Annotated in this window: 15 protein-coding genes; 9 read left to right on the plus strand and 6 right to left on the minus strand. The window is 70.8% G+C overall.

The annotated features are described in order from the left end of the window. Positions 1 to 46 precede the first annotated feature (46 nt). Positions 47 to 1,066, plus strand: a complete 1,020-nt coding sequence (locus tag ABZ664_RS04995) for an adenosine deaminase (protein WP_362503097.1) — start codon at positions 47 to 49, stop codon at positions 1,064 to 1,066. On the opposite strand, the gene ABZ664_RS05000 is transcribed toward ABZ664_RS04995, so the two are convergent. The 3 genes from ABZ664_RS05000 to ABZ664_RS05010 all read right to left on the minus strand — a co-directional run bounded on the left by ABZ664_RS05000 (position 1,055) and on the right by ABZ664_RS05010 (position 4,814). Further along, entirely contained in the window at positions 1,055 to 1,963 is a 909-nt protein-coding gene (locus ABZ664_RS05000) for a hypothetical protein (RefSeq protein WP_362503100.1), read from the minus strand. The two genes, ABZ664_RS04995 and ABZ664_RS05000, sit on opposite strands and share 12 nt — an antisense overlap. Continuing rightward, a complete protein-coding gene (locus tag ABZ664_RS05005) occupies positions 1,950 to 2,528 on the minus strand; it encodes a sigma-70 family RNA polymerase sigma factor (protein WP_362503103.1) in 579 nt (192 codons plus the stop codon). Before ABZ664_RS05005 ends, ABZ664_RS05000 begins: the two co-directional genes overlap by 14 nt. Positions 2,529 to 2,726: 198 nt before the next feature. Further along, entirely contained in the window at positions 2,727 to 4,814 is a 2,088-nt protein-coding gene (locus ABZ664_RS05010) for an NB-ARC domain-containing protein (RefSeq protein ID WP_362503106.1), read from the minus strand. A gap of 409 nt (positions 4,815 to 5,223) precedes the next feature. On the opposite strand from ABZ664_RS05010, the gene ABZ664_RS05015 reads away from it, so the two are divergent. Further along, on the plus strand, positions 5,224 to 5,934 hold the full coding sequence (locus ABZ664_RS05015; protein ID WP_362503109.1) for a methyltransferase: 711 nt from the start codon (positions 5,224 to 5,226) through the stop codon (positions 5,932 to 5,934). A gap of 267 nt (positions 5,935 to 6,201) precedes the next feature. Further along, complete coding sequence (locus tag ABZ664_RS05020; RefSeq protein WP_362503112.1) at positions 6,202 to 6,393, plus strand: hypothetical protein; 192 nt, start codon at positions 6,202 to 6,204, stop codon at positions 6,391 to 6,393. 112 nt (positions 6,394 to 6,505) lie between these two features. On the opposite strand, the gene ABZ664_RS05025 is transcribed toward ABZ664_RS05020, so the two are convergent. From ABZ664_RS05025 to ABZ664_RS05035, 3 genes are all read right to left on the minus strand, one after another. Further along, positions 6,506 to 7,651: an acetyl-CoA C-acetyltransferase gene (locus ABZ664_RS05025; RefSeq protein WP_362503115.1), complete on the minus strand. Its 1,146-nt coding sequence runs from the start codon at positions 7,649 to 7,651 to the stop codon at positions 6,506 to 6,508. Positions 7,652 to 7,802: 151 nt separating this feature from the next. After that, positions 7,803 to 8,660 (minus strand): class F sortase, encoded by an 858-nt coding sequence (locus ABZ664_RS05030; RefSeq protein ID WP_362503118.1) that lies wholly within the window; start codon positions 8,658 to 8,660, stop codon positions 7,803 to 7,805. A gap of 13 nt (positions 8,661 to 8,673) precedes the next feature. Then, a complete protein-coding gene (locus tag ABZ664_RS05035; protein ID WP_362503121.1) occupies positions 8,674 to 9,591 on the minus strand; it encodes a hypothetical protein in 918 nt (305 codons plus the stop codon). Positions 9,592 to 10,199: 608 nt separating this feature from the next. Between ABZ664_RS05035 and ABZ664_RS05040 the strand changes: the two genes are divergently transcribed. From ABZ664_RS05040 to ABZ664_RS05065, 6 genes are all read left to right on the plus strand, one after another. Beyond that, the gene (locus ABZ664_RS05040; protein WP_362503123.1) at positions 10,200 to 10,874 is read left to right on the plus strand and encodes a DUF2291 domain-containing protein; all 675 of its coding nucleotides are present in this window, start codon (positions 10,200 to 10,202) and stop codon (positions 10,872 to 10,874) included. Next, positions 10,871 to 12,418 carry a sugar ABC transporter ATP-binding protein gene (locus ABZ664_RS05045; RefSeq protein WP_362503126.1) on the plus strand — a complete coding sequence of 516 codons (1,548 nt, stop codon included), beginning with the start codon at positions 10,871 to 10,873 and terminating at the stop codon, positions 12,416 to 12,418. The genes ABZ664_RS05040 and ABZ664_RS05045 overlap by 4 nt, the downstream gene beginning before the upstream one ends. Then, positions 12,415 to 13,527, plus strand: coding sequence for an ABC transporter permease (locus tag ABZ664_RS05050; RefSeq protein ID WP_362503129.1), 1,113 nt, complete (start codon positions 12,415 to 12,417; stop codon positions 13,525 to 13,527). Before ABZ664_RS05045 ends, ABZ664_RS05050 begins: the two co-directional genes overlap by 4 nt. 164 nt (positions 13,528 to 13,691) lie before the next feature. Continuing rightward, complete coding sequence (locus tag ABZ664_RS05055) at positions 13,692 to 14,282, plus strand: 2Fe-2S iron-sulfur cluster-binding protein (protein WP_362503132.1); 591 nt, start codon at positions 13,692 to 13,694, stop codon at positions 14,280 to 14,282. Next, a complete protein-coding gene (locus ABZ664_RS05060) occupies positions 14,279 to 15,310 on the plus strand; it encodes a xanthine dehydrogenase family protein subunit M (RefSeq protein ID WP_362503135.1) in 1,032 nt (343 codons plus the stop codon). The genes ABZ664_RS05055 and ABZ664_RS05060 overlap by 4 nt, the downstream gene beginning before the upstream one ends. Beyond that, entirely contained in the window at positions 15,307 to 17,421 is a 2,115-nt protein-coding gene (locus tag ABZ664_RS05065; RefSeq protein WP_362503138.1) for a xanthine dehydrogenase family protein molybdopterin-binding subunit, read from the plus strand. Before ABZ664_RS05060 ends, ABZ664_RS05065 begins: the two co-directional genes overlap by 4 nt. Positions 17,422 to 17,457: the final 36 nt, after the last annotated feature.

Genomic DNA, 17,457 nt, shown 5'->3' on the forward strand with positions numbered 1-17,457 from the left:
TCGGAGCCGTCGATCGGCGCCCCCGAAGGTACGGCACCATATTGAAATGCCACGTCCCCTCAGCGAACTGCCCAAGGCGCACCTGCACCTGCACTTCACCGGCTCCATGCGTCACTCGACCCTCGTCGAGCTCGCCCGCGAGCACGGGTTACACCTTCCCAACGCGCTTGAGGAGGACTGGCCGCCCCGGCTGCGCGCGACCGACGAGCGAGGCTGGTTCCGCTTCCAGCGGCTGTACGACATCGCGCGCTCGGTGCTGCAGCGGGAGAGCGACGTCTACCGGTTGCTGCGCGAGGCCGCCGAGGACGAGGCCGCCGACGGATCGGGCTGGCTGGAGATCCAGATCGACCCGTCGGGGTACGCGTCGAAGTTCGGCGGTCTCACCTCGGCGATGGAACTGATGCTCGACGCGACACGCAGGGCGGCGGACCACGCGGGGATAGGGATCGCCGTCGTGGTGGCCGCCAACCGTACCCGCCACCCGCTCGACGCCAAGACCCTCGCGCGCCTCGCCACGCACCACATGGACGAGGGCGTGGTCGGGTTCGGGCTCTCCAACGACGAGCGACGCGGCCGGGCCCGCGACTTCGACGGAGCCTTCCGGCTGGCCAAGCGCGCCGGGCTGCTCGCCGTGCCGCACGGCGGGGAGCTGCTGGGCGCGGCCAGCGTTGCCGAGTGCGTCGACGTGCTGGACGCCGACCGGGTCGGGCACGGGGTGCGGGCGGCCGAGTCGCCGAGGCTCATGGAGCGCCTCGCGGCCCGAGGGATCACGTGCGAGGTCTGCCCGACGTCCAACGTCGGCCTCGGGGTGGCCGAGCGCGCCGAGGACGTACCGCTACGGCGCCTGTTCGAGGCGGGGGTGCCGATCGCGCTGGGCGCCGACGACCCACTGCTGTTCGGTGCCAGGCTGCTGCCCCAGTACGAGCTCGCCAGGCAGATGTACGGCTTCTCCGACCCGGAGCTGGCCGAGCTGGCCCGCCAGTCGGTGAGGGCTTCGGCGGCTCCGGACGACGTGCGCAAGAAGCTCCTCCAGGGGATCGACGACTGGCTGGCGTCATCGGACTGAACGGGCGATCTCCTGTGCGCGGCCGAGCTCCCCGACGCCCTCCAGGCGCAGGCCGACCCGCCCTCGCTGCCAGATGAGAGTGGGTCCCGCCGAACGGGGACGGATCTCGGCCTCTCCTCCGCTCCTGGGCAGGTAGGTCAGGCCGTGGTGGGCCGGGATCCACTCCGCCTTCACCCCACCCACACCGGTCTCCTCCGGCCAGGGCGGGCCCAGTTCCTTTCTGAAGACGAGGTGGAGGCTACCGTCGTACTCGTCCAGCCTGAGGCCGGGCCAGAACAGCGACACCACCCGGCCTCCGTCGCTCACCCTCACCTCGGCGGGATCGCCGAGCGCGGCCGGGACGGAGATGGGGAACGCCACCTGTTCCCTCGCCTGTTCCATGGTGACCCGGCGCTCGCCGGGCAGCGGCTGGGGCACCCCGGACGGCAGCGGCCCGGGACCGCCGACCCTGAGTTCGACCCCCGCGAAGCGCAGGATCTCCGCGACCGCGGCCCTTCCCGCGGGTGTCGCCCCCAGGAGGAGGGCCGTGAGGATCGCGACGGCGGCGACCACCGCCCGCCGCCGTACCCGCCCGCCGTCTCGCAGCGCCTCCCACGCGCGCCGGAGCACGCGGGGACCTCCGGGAACGGCGGGCGCCTCGGGGGTTCGCGTCTCGGGAACGGGGTCTCTGGGAACAGGGCCTCCGGGAACGGCGGGCGCCTCGGGAGCAGGGCTTGCAGGAGCGGTGGGCGCCTCGGGAGTGGGCGTCCCAGAGTCCGGTGCCGGCGTGGCGGGGGCGAGCTGTGATCGGAGACGGGCTCGTACGGCCCGCGCGACGTCGTCCGGGGGCGGGGAGGGGACGTCGATGGACTCCCCGAGGGCGAGGAGCCGGGCTTCGAGGTCGTCAGGTGAGGTCACGGGCCACCTCCTCACGCAGACGGGCCAGGCCGCGGGAGGTCCGCGACTTGACGGTACCGATGGGAAGATCGAGCACCTGGGCGGTCTCGGCCTCCGACAGCTGTAGGAAGTACCGGCAGACCACGGTCTCGCGTTCCCGTTCGGGCAGCGTACGCACCGCGTCGAGGAGTCGCGCCCTCAGGTCGGTCGCGACCGCCGCCTCCTCGGGTCCCTCGCCCGGCAGGGAAACGACCTCGGTGAGCCGCACGGTCAGCCTGTCGCGGCGTCCACGGGAGCGGGTCAGGTTGTGCGTCTCGTTGGCCACGATCCGCAGCAGCCAGGGGCGGAAGTGCGCGTCCCTGCGAAAGGAGACGAGGTGACGGTACGCCTTGACGAACGCCTCCTGGACCACGTCCTCGGCCTCGTCGGCGGCCCCGAGCATGGCCGCGGTGCGGTGCGCGAGCACGCTGTAACGGGCGACCAGCACCTCGTAGGCGTCCAGGTCACCGGCGAGCGATCGGGTGATCGCCTCATCGTCGTCCGTCGGGGGCTCCTTCGCGAATGTTTGGGAGAGATTCCACCGCATACCAGCCCTTCGCGAAAGCCCCCGTCCCTTCGTGAAACCCCTCGCTCGGGGCGAGACCGTGATCCCGTCCGCCGGAGGGCTCCCTTTGGATTCGGAGGATGCGCCGAGGGTGACCTTTTCGGGTTCGGAGGACATCCGGAGGGCGCGGTGTCCGAGAGAGGCGGAAGACGCCGGCGCGAGGATCTCTCGCAGGACCTTTCACAGGACTTCTCGGAGGACCTTTCTGTGGAGGGCATAGGCGACGGCCTCGTCCGGGTCGGCCTCGTAGCCCTCGGCGAAGACCGCGTCGTAGGTCTCGTCTCCGAGCAGCTGCCTGGCCGTCCGCTCGGCGACGGTCCTCGGCTCGGACATGCCCTCGGAACCGAACCCCTGGAGCCCGAAGGTGGCCCCCAGCCGTACCCCCGCTCCCTGGAGCCTCGCCGTACGCCGGCCGTCGCCCTCGACCGCGGCGATCACCGCGAGCTGGTCGACCGCGAGCGCCACGCCCGTGGCGTCACGCAGGCGCCACTTGACGTCGAGCGACTGCCGGGCGGCCTCCGCGGCCTCGTCCACCCGTCCAAGACCCAGCTGCGCGATGGACAGGACGTAGTCGCCACAGGCGCGGGCCCAGCGCTCGCCGCGCGCGTCGCAGAGCCGCTGCGCCTCCTTGAGCACGGAGACGGCCCTGGCGAACTCTCCACGCCAGGTGACCGCCGTCGCCGCGGTCACCAGGGCGAAGGGCTCGCTCACGGTGGCGGCCTCCGCGCGGCGGAAGTACTCGCGTACGAGCTCGACGCGGGGCTCGACGTCCTCCAGGGCGCCGGCGCACAGGGAGCTGCTGGCCAGCCTGAGCTGGGCGTGCCCGGCCGCCGCGTAGTCGCCCCAGTCGAGGGCCGCCGACAGCGCCGCCTCCGCGCGGCGGCGGCCCACCTCCGGCTCGCCCTGGGCGATGGCCACGCAGCCGTCGGCCCACAGGAGCCTGGGCAGCCCGGGATCGGTGACGGGGGCCGCCTCGATCGCCCTCGCCATGTGGTGGCGGCCCTCGTTCAGCCGTCCCAGGCAGAACCAGAGGATCCAGAGCGTTCCCGCGAGTTCGACGGAGGTCGGGGAGGCGGGGTCGAGGGCGAGGCGGAGCTCGGTCATGGAGAAGGCGAGCCTCGCCGCCCACTCCTCCTGCCCGGGGCCGTACCAGTCGGCCTCGGCCCTGCGCGCCAGGTCGAGGTAGTGGTAGCGGTGCCGCCGCGTCAGCCGGGCCTCCTCGCCGAGCAGGGCGAGCCGTTCCCTGCCGTACTCCCTCACCGTGGAGGGCTGCCGGTAGCCTCCGGGCACGGGGACCAGGAGGAACCTCCGCTCCAGGCTCTCCAGCAGGTCCGGTACGCCGCCCAGCAGGTCGTCGCCGCACACCCACTCGGCGGCGGCCGTGTCGAAGCCTCCCGCGAAGACCGAGAGCCTCGCCCAGAGCAGGCGTTCCCGCGGGTCGCAAAGCTCGTGGCTCCAGCTGATCGCGGCGCGCACGATTCGGTGGCGGGGGGCCGGTGTCCTGCCGTGGGGGACTTCGAAGTGGTCCTCCAGGTGATCGGCGAGCCACTCCACCGGCAGGGATCCCAGCCATCCGGCGGCCAGCTCGACGGCGAGCGGCACGCCGTCCAGCCGCCGGCAGATCCTGGCCGCGGCCGCCACACCGGCCTCGGTCGTCTCCAGGCCGGGAACCACGCTTCTGGCCCGGTCGAGAAAGAGCCGCAACGCGTCGTCCGCCCCCGCGCCTTCCGAGACGGCGCCTTCCGCCCATCGGACGGACGCCCCGGGGACGGGTGCCTCGAAGGGCCCGACGGGGAGCAGCGCCTCCTGCGGCAACCCGAGTGGCCGACGGGAGGTGGTGACGACCCGTACGCCGGGCGCCCCCGCCAGGATCTCCCTGACGAGGGCGCGGCAGGCGGGCAGGAGATGCTCGCAGGCGTCGAGGATCAGCAGGAGTCTCCTGCCGGCGAGGAACTCGACGAGCGTCTCGGCCTGTGGCCGCGCGGACCGCTCGGGAAGGCCCAGGACCGCCGCGACCGTGTGGGCGAGCAGATCGCCGTCGCGCTCGCCGGAGAGCTCCACCAGCCAGGTGCCGTCCGGGTGGTGTTCCTGCCGCTCCCGCGCGGCCCTGACCGCGATTCGTGATTTGCCGATGCCGCCGACGCCGGTGACCGTGACCAGCGGAGTGTCGGCCAGGAGTTTCAGCAGCCGCCGTACCTCGCCTTCCCTGCCGATGAAGTCATTCGTCTCCGCGGGCAGGTTCCCGCGCCACCACTGGGTCTGTTCCATTGATTCGCGCTCCTTTCTCCACTCACCGGGAATCGCACCGTTTCCAAATCACGAACGGGTCGGCCGCCCATTTCCCAGGAGGGTTTCTTTGTTCTTCGGTGCAAATCTCACCGCCGGGTCGAGGTCGAACTTCCCCCGTTCGACGTGAAGCGCGGAAATGCTGGTGCTTTATGGCCGATTCGGCGGAGCCGGTAATCGAGGTGAGGCCGGGCCTGCCGTCCTCCGCCGACGGCGCCGATTCTCGCCGCGAAAGATCGCTCGTCACGGGGCCGTGGCACCGGCCGTGAAGCGTTTAGGGGGTCGCCGCGGGGGAAGCGCCACTAGACTCTGGCTGTCCCTGGCCGTGGCCTCGCCCCGGCCTTTCCGTAAGCGAGCTGGACGGAACCGCATGTCTGGGTATGACCGCGTAGTGCAACCCGCGGCCGGTGACGAGGCCCTGGAGAACCACCTGGGTGGGGACGAGGCCAAGAACTACCGGCAGTACGAGCTCGACATGGTCGCCCCGCACGTGGGCCGGTCCATGCTGGAGATCGGCTCCGGGCTTGGCCACTTCGCCGAGTCCTTCCTGCCCCGCCTCGACCGGCTGGTGGTCAGCGATTTCGACCCATACTGCGTGGAACAGCTGCGGAAGCGTTTCGAAGGCCGCGACGACATCGACGTGCTCCAGTTCGGCCTGCCGACCGAGATCCCGATCGGCGAGAAGGTCGACACCGTCGTGATGATGAACGTCCTGGAGCACATCGAGGACGACGTCGAGGCCCTGCGCTCGCTCGCCAAAGTCACCCTCCCCGGCGGCCGGATCGTGATCTGGGTGCCCGGCTACATGCAGCTGTACGGAGACTTCGACCGCAAGGTCGGCCACGTCACCCGCTACACCCCCGCCACCCTGCGCAACACGGTCTCCAAGGCGGGCCTGGACATCGACGTGCTCAAGCCGATCAACTTCCTGGGCGGCATCGCCTGGTGGGCCGCCGTCCGCCGCGGAGGCGTCGGCTACCCCGACCCCCGCCTGGTCAAGATCTACGACCGTACGGTGGTGCCCCTCACCCGTTTCATCGAGCGCTTCGTCCGCCCGCCGTTCGGACAGACCGTCTTCTGCGTCGCCCGCGTTCCCAAGTAACCCCCTGCTCGAACAGCCCGCGTCATCCCGTGCGGTGCCGCTCCCGGACTTCCGGGGCGGCACCGCACGCGGTTTTTAATGGGTTGCACGCCTCGGCGACAGCACCGTATGTTCGTCCGCATGTGGATCAACTCCTAAGAGCCGGCGTCGATCAGCCTTCGCTGATCCGCCCGCACTCAGCCCTCTGGCCCCGTTCGTCCGACGTGGCAGCTGAGTTGTCCGACCCGGGATCGCGCCGCGTCGTCACATTCTTCGAGGAGTCCTCATATGCGAATTCATCCTGCCCAGAAGGTCGCCCAGAAGCGTGGCGGGAAGTCCAAGACCGCCAAAACTCCCAAGCCTCGCACCCCGCTCCCCGAGCACGTCGTGCCCGCGGCTCCGCGGCACATGCCGCTGCCTCCGATGCCGACGAGGCCGACCCGGCAGCCGCGCCGGATCCCGGGCAAGGGTGGCCGCTGACCCGCGGGCCCTTTCGAGAAAAGCCCCGGTCCCGGGAGGTTCCCTCCCGGGACCGGGGCTTTCCCCGGACCTCATGGGCGCCCCACGGACGCCCCTTCGGTGAACCAGGTCGTCACAGACGCTCGATGATCGTGACGTTGGCCTGGCCGCCGCCCTCGCACATCGTCTGCAACCCGTACCGGCCGCCGGTCCGCTCCAGCTCGTGCAGGAGCTTGGTCATCAGGATCGCGCCGGTGCCGCCCAGCGGGTGGCCCAGGGCGATGGCGCCGCCGTTCGGGTTCACCTTGGCCGGGTCGGCGCCCAGGTCGTTGATCCACGCCAGCGGGACGGGGGCGAACGCCTCGTTGATCTCGGTGACGTCGATGTCCTCGATGGACAGGCCGGCCTTCTTCAGCGCCTTCCGCGTCGCGGGGATCGGCGCGGTCAGCATGTAGACCGGGTCGTCGCCGGTGAGCGCGAGGGTGACGATGCGCGCCCTGGGGGTGAGGTCGTGGTCGCGGACGGCCTGCTCGGAGGCGATCAGGAGCGCTCCCGAGCCGTCGGAGATCTGCGAGGAGGTGGCGGCCGTGATCACGCCGTCCTCCTTCAGCGTCTTCAGCGACGCCATCTTCTCCAGCGTGGTGTCCGGGCGCGGGCCCTCGTCGTCCTCGACACCGTTGATCGGAGCGATCTGGTCCTTGAAACAGCCGTTCGCGATGGCCTTCGAGGCCCGCTGGTGGCTCTCGTACGCGAACCGCTCCAGTTCCTCGCGCTTGAGGCCCCACTTCTGGCACATGAGCTCCGCGCCGCGGAACTGGGAGATCTCCTGCTTGCCGTAGCGCTCCACCCACTTGTCCCCGAAGGGGAAGGGCATGCCCTTCTCCAGGGCGGCGGTGATGCTCGACCCCATGGGGACGATGCTCATGGATTCCACCCCGGCCGCCACGACGAGGTCCTGGGTGCCGGAGAGCACGCCCTGTGCCGCGAAGTGGATCGACTGCTGGGAGGAGCCGCACTGCCGGTCGATGGTCACACCGGCGACGTTCTCCGGGAGGCCCGCCGACAGCCACGCGTTGCGCGCGATGTCCATGCTCTGCGGGCCGAACTGCATGACACAGCCCATGATCACGTCTTCGACCGCGGACGGGTCGACGCCCGTACGCTCGATGAGCGCGCCGAGGGTGTGCGCGGCCAGATCGGTGGGATGGACGGTGGACAGACCGCCCTTCTTCTTGCCGACGGGGGTGCGGACCGCCCCGACGATGTACGCCTCTGCCACAGTGCCTCCTGCTCGCGAACCCGAGCCGCCTACGAAACCGAGCAACATTCGGTTGATAGGAGGTTACAACAGAACCTTCGTCCGTGCCCTGAACGGGAACCGCCCGCGCGACAGCGAGGCCGCACCTTTCGGCACAGGGGAAGGGGCCCGCTCAGGCTCTCCTGCTGCTCGTCATGGTCGCGTAGGCGATGACGTTGTCGGTGTAGTGACCGGTCGCGCGGTTGTAGGTGCCGCCGCACGTGATCAGGTGCAGCTGAGGGGTCGACGACCGGCCGTACACCCGCTCCGTCGGGAACACCGCCTTCTCCGCCTGCTCCAGCCCGCCCACGGTGTAGACGGCGATGATCCCGTCCTTGCGGTGCACCTCGATGACGTCGCCGTTGCGGATCTCGTCGAGACGGCTGAACACCGCGCTTCCGGCGCGCGTGTCCTTGTGCCCGAGCATCACAGCGGGGCCCGCCTCACCGGGAGTGGGGCCCGAGCGGTACCAGCCGACCAGGTTCGGGTCGCCGACCGGCGGCACCTCGATGGCGCCCTCCTTGTCGAGCCCGACGGACTTCACCGGCGCGTTGACCCCGAGCCGCGGGATGACGAGGCGCACCGGGGACGAGGGCTGCATGGCCGGTGCCGCGGGCAGGCTGGGCAGGGGCGGCGGCACGGTCGGTGGCGCCTGGAAGTAGGGGTTCGCCGGCGCCGCGGCCAGGTCGCGGGGCGGCAGCGTGGTGCGCTGGTCGGCCAGGCCGTACTCCTCGGGCGCGGCCAGCATGTAGAGCAGGCCCACCAGCACCGTGACCACCCCGGCGATCCCGGCCAGGATGAGCACCGACCGCATCATCCGTCCGCCGGCGAGAGGCTCCTGTCCGGGCGGCCATCCCTCGTACGGCGAGCCGTACGGAGGGGGGCCGGGCTGCGGGTACGGCGGCTGGACGGGAGGAACCGGCCGATAGTGGGGAACCGGCCCCTGAGAATGCCCGGAGGGCGGCCAGCCGCCCGGAGGTGGGGTGGTCATCCGGCCACCCCGATCAGCCGCGACCGACGGTGCGACGTCGCAGCACGAGCCCGCCGATCCCGGCGAGCGCCACCATCAGCACACCGCTGAACATGATCATCCGAGCGTCGGGGCCGGCGTCGCCGCCGCCGCCGGTGGAGGCGGCGCCCTTGGGAGTCTCGTCGATCTGCTCGTTGGGATCGGAGGACGGCTCGGCGGTCTGGGTCCGGGTGACGGTGAGCGTCGGCCTGGGGGTCGTCGGGGTGGCCGAAGGTGTCGCCGTCGGCGTAGGGGTCGCAGAAGGACTCGCCGAAGGGCTGGCCGAAGGGCTGGGAGAGCCCGTTCCCACGGTCACCCGCAGCGCGGCGGCGGACGCCTGAGCGGCGTCGGGAAGGTTGCAGTCGAGCAGTTCGACCTCGTCCGCGGTGCCCGTCCCGGCGCCGGTCTTGAGGAGCAGGGTGAACGCGCCGGGCTCGAAGGCGACGACACCCGTCGCGAGGGGGGTCACCGTGACGAGGACGGGAGGCGCGGTGATCGCCTGCCCGGCGACGGGGGGCGCGGCGGTGACCAGGACCTGGCGGAGCTCGGTGGGGAGCGCCAGAACTCCGGTGGGACTCGCACTGATCCGCACCTCCGCGTCGGCGATGAGGCTCGCGCCCGCCGGTGCGGGCGCGGACGGGGTGAGGGTGGGGATGGTGGCCGGCTGGCCGATCTTCCAGGTCGCCACGAGGGGGGCGTTCGTCACCGCCGACGTCGGGCCGGTCAACTCCATCTGGAACGTGTGCGTCGCCGACGGTGTCACCGCACCGGCGAGCGTGCAGGTGTAGGCGACCGGTTTGGGAGCGGCGTACATGGAGGCGAGCGCGGGGAACGCACCGAAGACGCCCGCGCCCACCGTAGCGATCACGGCTGTCTTGGCCGCGACACGCAGCCGCGTCCTGGACTTCAGCACGGTTTCTCCCCGTTCCAGATCGATCGGTCGGCGCACCGGCCGTCCAAGGCTTACAGATTGTGGTCAAGGTTCGGCATAGATCCTACGAACAGAGACCGGGACGCGCGAGCAAGTCGGCTAAACGGACACAAATTCCCATCTATCCCACAGCAAACGACACCGTACATGGGTAAAGCGCCCGACGGGGGATCGGACGGGCGCCTACCAGGTGCCGGACGGGGGCGAAGAAGCCTCCCGGGGTCCGACCGAGACACCTGCCTCGCACCCGGCCATCCGATGGGACGGCGGTCCGGCATCGGCAATCAGCGGCTGGATATACAGAAAAGACCAGGTCAAGACTGGTGATATCAGGCCTGAAGATCACCATCCGTGGAGCGTCATCGGGCAGGCTGGAACCTGCGGGAGATCCAATTCGGACGCCCGGAATCACCTCTTGGGGTGCGGAAATATTCCATCAATTCGGACACGGCGATCATCGACCCCTACCGCCCCGCGCCCCGCGCGGGGCGGGCTGGAACAGCATCCGGCGAATCGACCGGCTCCCGTTCGGAGAGGAGCGGACGGATCAGTGATCTCCCCGAGTTCTTCTCCCCACCGGAAGGATTGAGATGAGCACCCCGGTCGCACCGCGGGCGCGTCGCGGGCAGGTGTCCCGTCGGCGGATCCCGACGAGATGGGTCGCCCTCGCCCTCGCGGTGGCCGTCCTGGTCGCCGTCGGGCTCAGCACGCGGTACCGCTCGGTGGAGTCGGTCGCGGCCTCGGGTCCCGGCCCGTTCGACGCGGCCGCGTACGGAGCACGGACCTACGAGGCCATGGTCGTGCCCGTGATCAGGAGGAAGGCCGTCGAACTGCCCGTACTGGTGAAGGCGATGACCACCGACGCGGAGGGGGCCGGGAAGCTGTACGGCGTCCGGCAGGGCAACGGCCCCTACACCTTCACGGTCAAGGGCACCGGCACGGCCGGGGCGGTGAGGTCCGGGCTGATGCCCGTGACCGTACCGGGGCTGCCCCCGGGCACCCGGGTGTCGCTGCAGGTCGGTCCGGTCATCGATGGCACGGCGCTGCGGGACGCGGTCGGATTCATCACCTTCGGACAGTTCCTCAACCAGGTGGAGTACGCCGACGCCGCCACCGCGCTGAACAACCAGGTGCGGGAGAGGCTGCTCAGGCACCTGGACGCACCGCGGCTGAAGGGCAGGAAGATCTCCTTCGTCGGGGCCTTCAGCTTCCTCACCCCCTCCGTCGTGACCATCACCCCGGTCTCGATCAAGGAGGTCTCGTGAAGACCTCCGTCGCCACCGTCCTGAGCGCCCGCGACGTCACCAAGCTCTACGGGGACACGCCCGCGCTCAGGGGAGTCGACTTCGACGTCGCCGCCGGCCGGGTGACCGCGCTGTTCGGCGAGAACGGGGCCGGCAAGTCGACCCTGATGAGGATCCTGTCCGGGAGCGAGCACCCCACCTCCGGCCATGTCGAGCTCGACGGCGAGCCCGTCAGGTTCGCGTCGCCCCGCGAGGCGGCCGACCAGGGCGTCTCGATCGTCCACCAGGGGCTCAGTCTCTGCCCCAACCTGAGCATCCAGGACAATCTCTTCCTGGCCAGGGAGATCTGCGGAGGGGCGTGGGTGATCGACCGCTCGTCCCAGCGGGCCACCACCACGGCGATTCTCCACAGCCTGAAGGAGTATCCGGATCCCGACCTGCCTGTCGGCGACCTGATGCCGGGCGAGCAGCAGATCGTCGAGATCGCGCGGGCGCTCCTCCAGGAGGCCCGAGTTCTGATCATGGACGAGCCCACCTCGGCCCTCACCACCCCTGAGATCGAGGTCCTGTTCCGGGTCATCAAGGAGCTGACCGCGAACGGGGTGGCGGTCGTCTACGTCTCCTCGCACCTGGAGGAGGCGTTGAAGATCGCCGACGACGTCGTCGTCCTGCGTGACGGGCGACTCGTCGCCACGGCGAACGCCGAGAGCGTCTCCGTCCGGTGGCTCCTGGAGCACATGACCGACCGCGACCGGGACGACCTTTTCCCGTACCACGCGCCGGTCAGCGGGCAGGAGGTGCTGAGCCTGCGCGGCCTCGTGGTGGCCGACCCGGCCAATCCCGGCCGTCTCGCGATCGACGACCTCTCCCTCACCGTCAGGGAGGGCGAGATCGTGGGGATCTACGGCCTGACGGGCTCCGGCCGCACCGAGTTGCTGGAGGCGCTCGCCGGCCTGATCCCCTCGCAGTCGGGCGAGATCCTGCTCGGTGGCGTCCCGCTGGAACACGCGGGGATCCGCGACCGCATCGCCCAGGGCGTGGTCCTGGTCCCCGAGAACCGGTGGCGCGACGGCCTCGTCCCGACGATGTCGGTCGGGGAGAACCTCTCCCTGGCCCGGCTGGGCACCTTCGTCCACCGGTTGTTCGTCTCCCGTGCCCGCGAACGGGAGGTCGTCAACCGGATGATCACCGACATCGACGTCGGGAGGGAGGACGCGCGGGCGGCCGTCGCGTCCCTGAGCGGCGGCGACCAGCAGAAGGTGATCATCGGCAGGGCTCTGCTGACCGCCCCCCGGGTACTCCTGCTGGACGAGCCCTCGCGCGGCGTCGGCACCGATGTCAGGGCTGAGATCTTCGAGCTCCTGGCGGCACACGCGGAGCGCGGCCTGGCCGTCGTCTTCACCACGTCGGACGCCGAGGAGGCCCTGCGCGTCCCCGACCGGTTGCTGGTGCTCGCCCGCGGCGTCCTCGCCGGTGAGTTCCGGCGCGGCGAGACGGCCAGGGAGGAGCTGATGAGGGTGTCGGACGGCGCCGCCGTCGACACGGGCGAGGAGACGGCGGAGTGACGTCTCGGGAAACGTCTTCCACGTCGGAGTCCCCGGACCACTCCCCGCCCGAGGCGGTCACGGCCGAGGCACGTCGCTTGTCGCTGGTGAACAACCTGTTCGAGTTACGGGCGCTCATCGCGCTCGCGGTCGTGGTGGCGGTCTTCGGCCTGCTGTCCGACTCCTTCCTCACGGTGCCGAACCTCGTCATGATGACCAAGCATGTCGCGATCACCGCGATCATCGCGCTCGGCATGCTGCTCGTCATCGTCAAGGGCGGCATCGACCTGTCGGTGGGCTCGATCGCCGGGCTCTCCGGCGTCGTCGCCGGCGAGTTGCTCGGAGGGCTCGGCCTCGGGTTCGCCGACGTGGTCGCCTACCCGCCCGTGTGGGGTGTGATCGTGCTCTGCGTCACGGTCGGCATGCTCGTCGGCCTGGTGAACGGCATCGTCATCACCCGCTTCGACGTGGCGCCGTTCATCGCGACGTTCGGCATGCTGTACGTGGCGCGGGGAATCGCGCTGCTGATCTCCAATGGCTCGACCTACCCCGATCTGGACGGCGACCCGCGGCTCGGCAACACCGGCTTCCACGTTCTCGGCAACGGGCGCGCGCTCGGCCTCCCGACGAGCCTGTGGATCATGATCTTCCTCGCCGTCGCCGTCACGCTCGTGCTCGGCAGGACGCCGTTCGGGCGATGGCTGTACGCCGTGGGCGGCAACGAGCGTGCCGCGGAGCTCTCCGGGGTCCCGATCAGGTGCGTCAAGACGGCCGTGTACGTGATCTCCGGCGCCTGCGCCGCGCTCGCGGGCCTGATCATCGCCTCGGAGCTCACCTCGGCGGCACCGCTCGCCGGTGAGATGTACGAGCTCAACGCGATCACCGCGGTGATCCTCGGCGGCGCCGCGCTGAGCGGCGGGCGCGGCACGGTGCGAGGCACCCTCATCGGAGCCTTCACCATCGGCCTCCTCTCCGACGGCATGGTGCTCGTGGGCGTGTCGACGTTCTGGCAGATCATCGTGAAGGGGGTCGTGCTCGTTCTCGCCGTGATTCTGGACCGGGGGCAACAGCGGATCCAACGGCGCGGGGCCACCGTGTCGGCGATGGCCGCCGACAGACGAGCGGGCTGATCCGCCGAGCTCACCCGATCTCGGGGCCCCGAGCGGGATCGGCGCCGATCTTGGCCCCTCCTTGGCTCCCCGGTGATTCTCGAAGCGACAGGATTGCCGCTTCTTTGGGAATTTCAGATTGGCAGGAAATCCGCCCCTCATCGGGGAATTGACAGGATAAACGCATGGCAGTCGAAGCGTTCGGCAGCGATATCACGCTGCGTATCAACGGTGCCGACCACCCCGTCTCTCTGGACAACCGGGTGACCCTCCTGGACGCGCTACGGGAGCGTCTCGGACTGACCGGGACGAAGAAGGGGTGCGACCACGGGCAGTGCGGGGCATGCACGGTTCTGCTGGACGGCCGCCGGGTGAACAGTTGCCTCACGCTCGCCGTCGCGGTCGCCGGGCAGGAGATCGTCACCATCGAGGGGGTGGCCGCCCTCGCCCCCGGGAGTGATCTGCACCCCGTACAGCAGGCGTTCCTCGACCACGACGGTTTCCAGTGCGGCTACTGCACGCCGGGCCAGATCTGCTCCGCCATCGGCGCGCTCGGCGAGGCGGAACAGGGCTGGCCGAGCCATGTCACCGAGGACGTCGCCGCCGGTGTCGCCTCCAGCCGCGCCCTGGACGCCGAGGAGGTCCGCGAGCGGATGAGCGGCAACCTCTGCCGCTGCGGGGCCTACGCCGGAATCGTCGAAGCCGTCCTCGACGCGGCCGGCGGTGAGAACCGGGAGCCGGTTCTCACCGGGCGGAGCTCAGGGGACGCGCGATGAGACCCTTCACCTACGAGCGCGCCACCGACCCCGATGCCGCCGTCACCGCCCTCCTGGACGGCACCGACGCGATGTTCCTCGCCGGCGGTACCAACCTCGTGGACCTGATGAGGCTCGGCGTGGCGAGGCCCGCGACGCTGGTGGACGTCACGCGACTGCCGTACGACCGCATCGAGCACCGGGCCGACGGGAGCGTGCTCATCGGCGCGATGGTGCGCAACAGCGATCTGTCCGGCGATCGGGGCATCAGGGAGCGTTTCCCCGCGGTCTCCCAGGCGGTGCTGGCCGGGGCCTCGGGGCAGCTGCGGTCGATGGCCACCACCGGCGGTAACCTGCTGCAACGCACACGCTGCCCGTACTTCCAGGACATCACCAAGCCGTGCAACAAGCGCGAACCGGATACCGGCTGTTCGGCGATCGGCGGTGCCGACCACCGCGACCTGGGGGTGATCGGCACCTCCGTCGCGTGTGTGGCCACCCACCCCTCCGACATGGCGGTGGCGATGGCCGCCCTCGACGCCGTGGTGCACATCAGACTCGCGGAAGGCGAGGAGCGGGCGGTGCCGCTCTCCCGTTTCTACCTGCTGCCCGGCGACACCCCTGACCGGGAGACCGTGCTCGACCCCGGTGACCTGATCACCGGGGTCGAGTTGCCACCGCCCGTGGCCGGCGCGGTCATGCTGTACCGCAAGGTCCGCGACCGCTGGTCCTACGCGTTCGCGGTGGTCTCGATCGCGGCGGTGGTCGCGACGGAGGCCGGCGGGTCGCTGCGGGAGATCCGGCTCGCGCTGGGCGGGGTGGCCCCCGTGCCGTGGCGGGCCAGGGAAGCCGAGGGGATGCTGACCGGCCACAGGCCGACCAGGGCACTGCTGCTCGCTGCGGCGGAGGCGGAGTTCGCGGCGGCGCGCCCCCTCCCCGGGAACGAGTTCAAGATCGACCTCGCCGGCGACCTGATCGCGGCGAGCGTGCGCGATCTCACGAGACCGGCGGGGTCCGCGGGGAGCTTCACACGGGAGGAGCGGGGATGACCGTCGACAAGGTGCTCGACAAGGTGGTGGGCGGGGCACCGGCCAGGATCGAGGGACGCGACAAGGTCACCGGCGCGGCCCGTTACGCGTACGAGTACCCCGTGCCGAACGCCGTCTACGTCTGGCCGGTGCAGTCCACGATCGTCCGGGGGCGGGTGCGCTCCGTCGACGGCGCCGCCGCGCTCGCCCTGCCCGGGGTGATCGCCGTACTGGACAGTGGCAACGTCTTTCGGCTGCGTCCCGCGCAGGACGCCGAGCTGGCCGTTCTGCAGTCGGCCGACGTCGCCTACCGGGGGCAGATCGTCGCCGCCGTGGTCGCGACCACCCTGGAGGGCGCCCGCGAGGCGGCGTCGGCGGTGCGCGTGGACTACGAGGAGGACGAGGAGTACGACGTCGAACTGGATCCCGGCGACCCGCGGATCTTCTCTCCGGAGACGGTCAACGCGGGCCTCGCGGGGACGGTCGACCGGGGTGACGCCGAGGGCGCCCTCGCGTCGGCACCGGTCCGCGTGGACGCCGTCTACACGACCCCGACCGAGCACGCCAGTCCGATCGAGCCGCACGCCACGATCGCGTTCTGGGAGGGCGAGACCCTCACGCTCTACAACGCCGACCAGGCACCGTGGAAGTCGGCGACCACGATCGCCCGGCTGTTCGGTCTTCCCGAGAGCGCGGTGAGCGTCGTCGCCGACCACACCGGCGGCGGTTTCGGGTCGAAGGCGGCGCCCCGCCCGCCGACCGTGCTGGCGGCGCTGGCCGCGCGCGCCGTGAGACGACCGGTCAAGGTGGCGATGACCCGGCAGCAGATGTTCGCGCTCGTCAGCTACCGGACGCCCACCGTGCAGCGCGTACGCCTGGGAGCCGAGCGGGACGGCAGGCTGACCGCGGTGTGGCACGAGGCGCTCCAGCAGAGTTCGAAGCTCGTCGAGTACACCGAGCAGACGGTCGCGGCCGGCCGCGTGATGTACGCGGCGCCCAACAGCCACACCGCTCACCGGCTGCTGCAGCTGGACGTGCCGACCCCCTCGTGGATGCGTGCCCCCGGTGAGGCTCCGGGGATGTTCGCCCTGGAGTCGGCGATGGACGAGCTGGCGTACGTCCTCGGGATGGACCCCGTCCAGTTGCGGATCGTCAACGAGCCTTCGGCCGACCCCGAGTCGGGACTCCCGTTCAGCAGCCGCAACCTGATCGCCTGCCTGCGTGAGGGTGCGGCGCGCTTCGGCTGGGCCGGGCGCGACCCCACGCCCGGCGTCCGCGAGGAAGGCGACCGGCTCCTCGGGACCGGCGTCGCGTCGTCGACCTACCCCGTCTTCACCATGGCCTCCACCGCGACCGCCTACGCCGAGCCCACCGGCAGGTTCGTGCTCGAGATCGCCGCGGCCGACATCGGCACCGGCGCCCGCACCGCGCTGACCCAGGTGGCCGCCGACGAGCTCGGCGTGCCGATGGACCTGGTCACGGTGAGGGTGGGCCGTAGCGTCTTCGGTCCCGCGCCTCTCGCCGGGGGGTCCATGGGCACCTCCTCGTGGAGCTGGGCGGTGAGCAAGGCGTGCCGTGCGCTGGTGAAGGAGCTCGACGAGCGGTCCGGCGTCGTCCCTCCCGAGGGACTGGAGGTGCGGGCGGACACCACCGAGGATCTCGCCGCCGCCAAGCGCCTCTCACGCCACTCGTTCGGGGCACAGTTCGCCGAGGTCAGCGTGAACGTCGACAGCGGACAGGTCCGTGTCGAGCGGCTGCTGGGAGTCTTCGCGGCCGGCCGGATCGTGAACGCCAGGACGGCGCGCTCGCAGTTCCTGGGCGGCATGACGATGGGGATATCCATGGCCCTGCACGAGGCCCTGCGGATGGACCCCCGGTTCGGTGACTTCGTCAACCACGACCTGGCCGGATACCACATCGCGGCGAACGCCGACGTCCGCGGGATCGAGGCCCACTGGATCGACGAGCAGGACGACGAGCTCAACCCGGTCGGTGTGAAGGGAATCGGCGAGGTGGGGATCGTCGGCACCGCCGCGGCGATCGCGAACGCCGTCTTCCACGCGACCGGCTTCCGGCAGCGCGACCTGCCGATCACTCTTGATCGGGTACGGGCGGCCATGCGCGCCGGCTGACGGAAGACCGCACCGAGCGAACCCACCCGCGCGCCG

Origin of the sequence: Streptosporangium sp. NPDC006930, from assembly GCF_040635605.1 — a bacterium.
In the GTDB taxonomy this organism is placed as follows: domain Bacteria; phylum Actinomycetota; class Actinomycetes; order Streptosporangiales; family Streptosporangiaceae; genus Streptosporangium.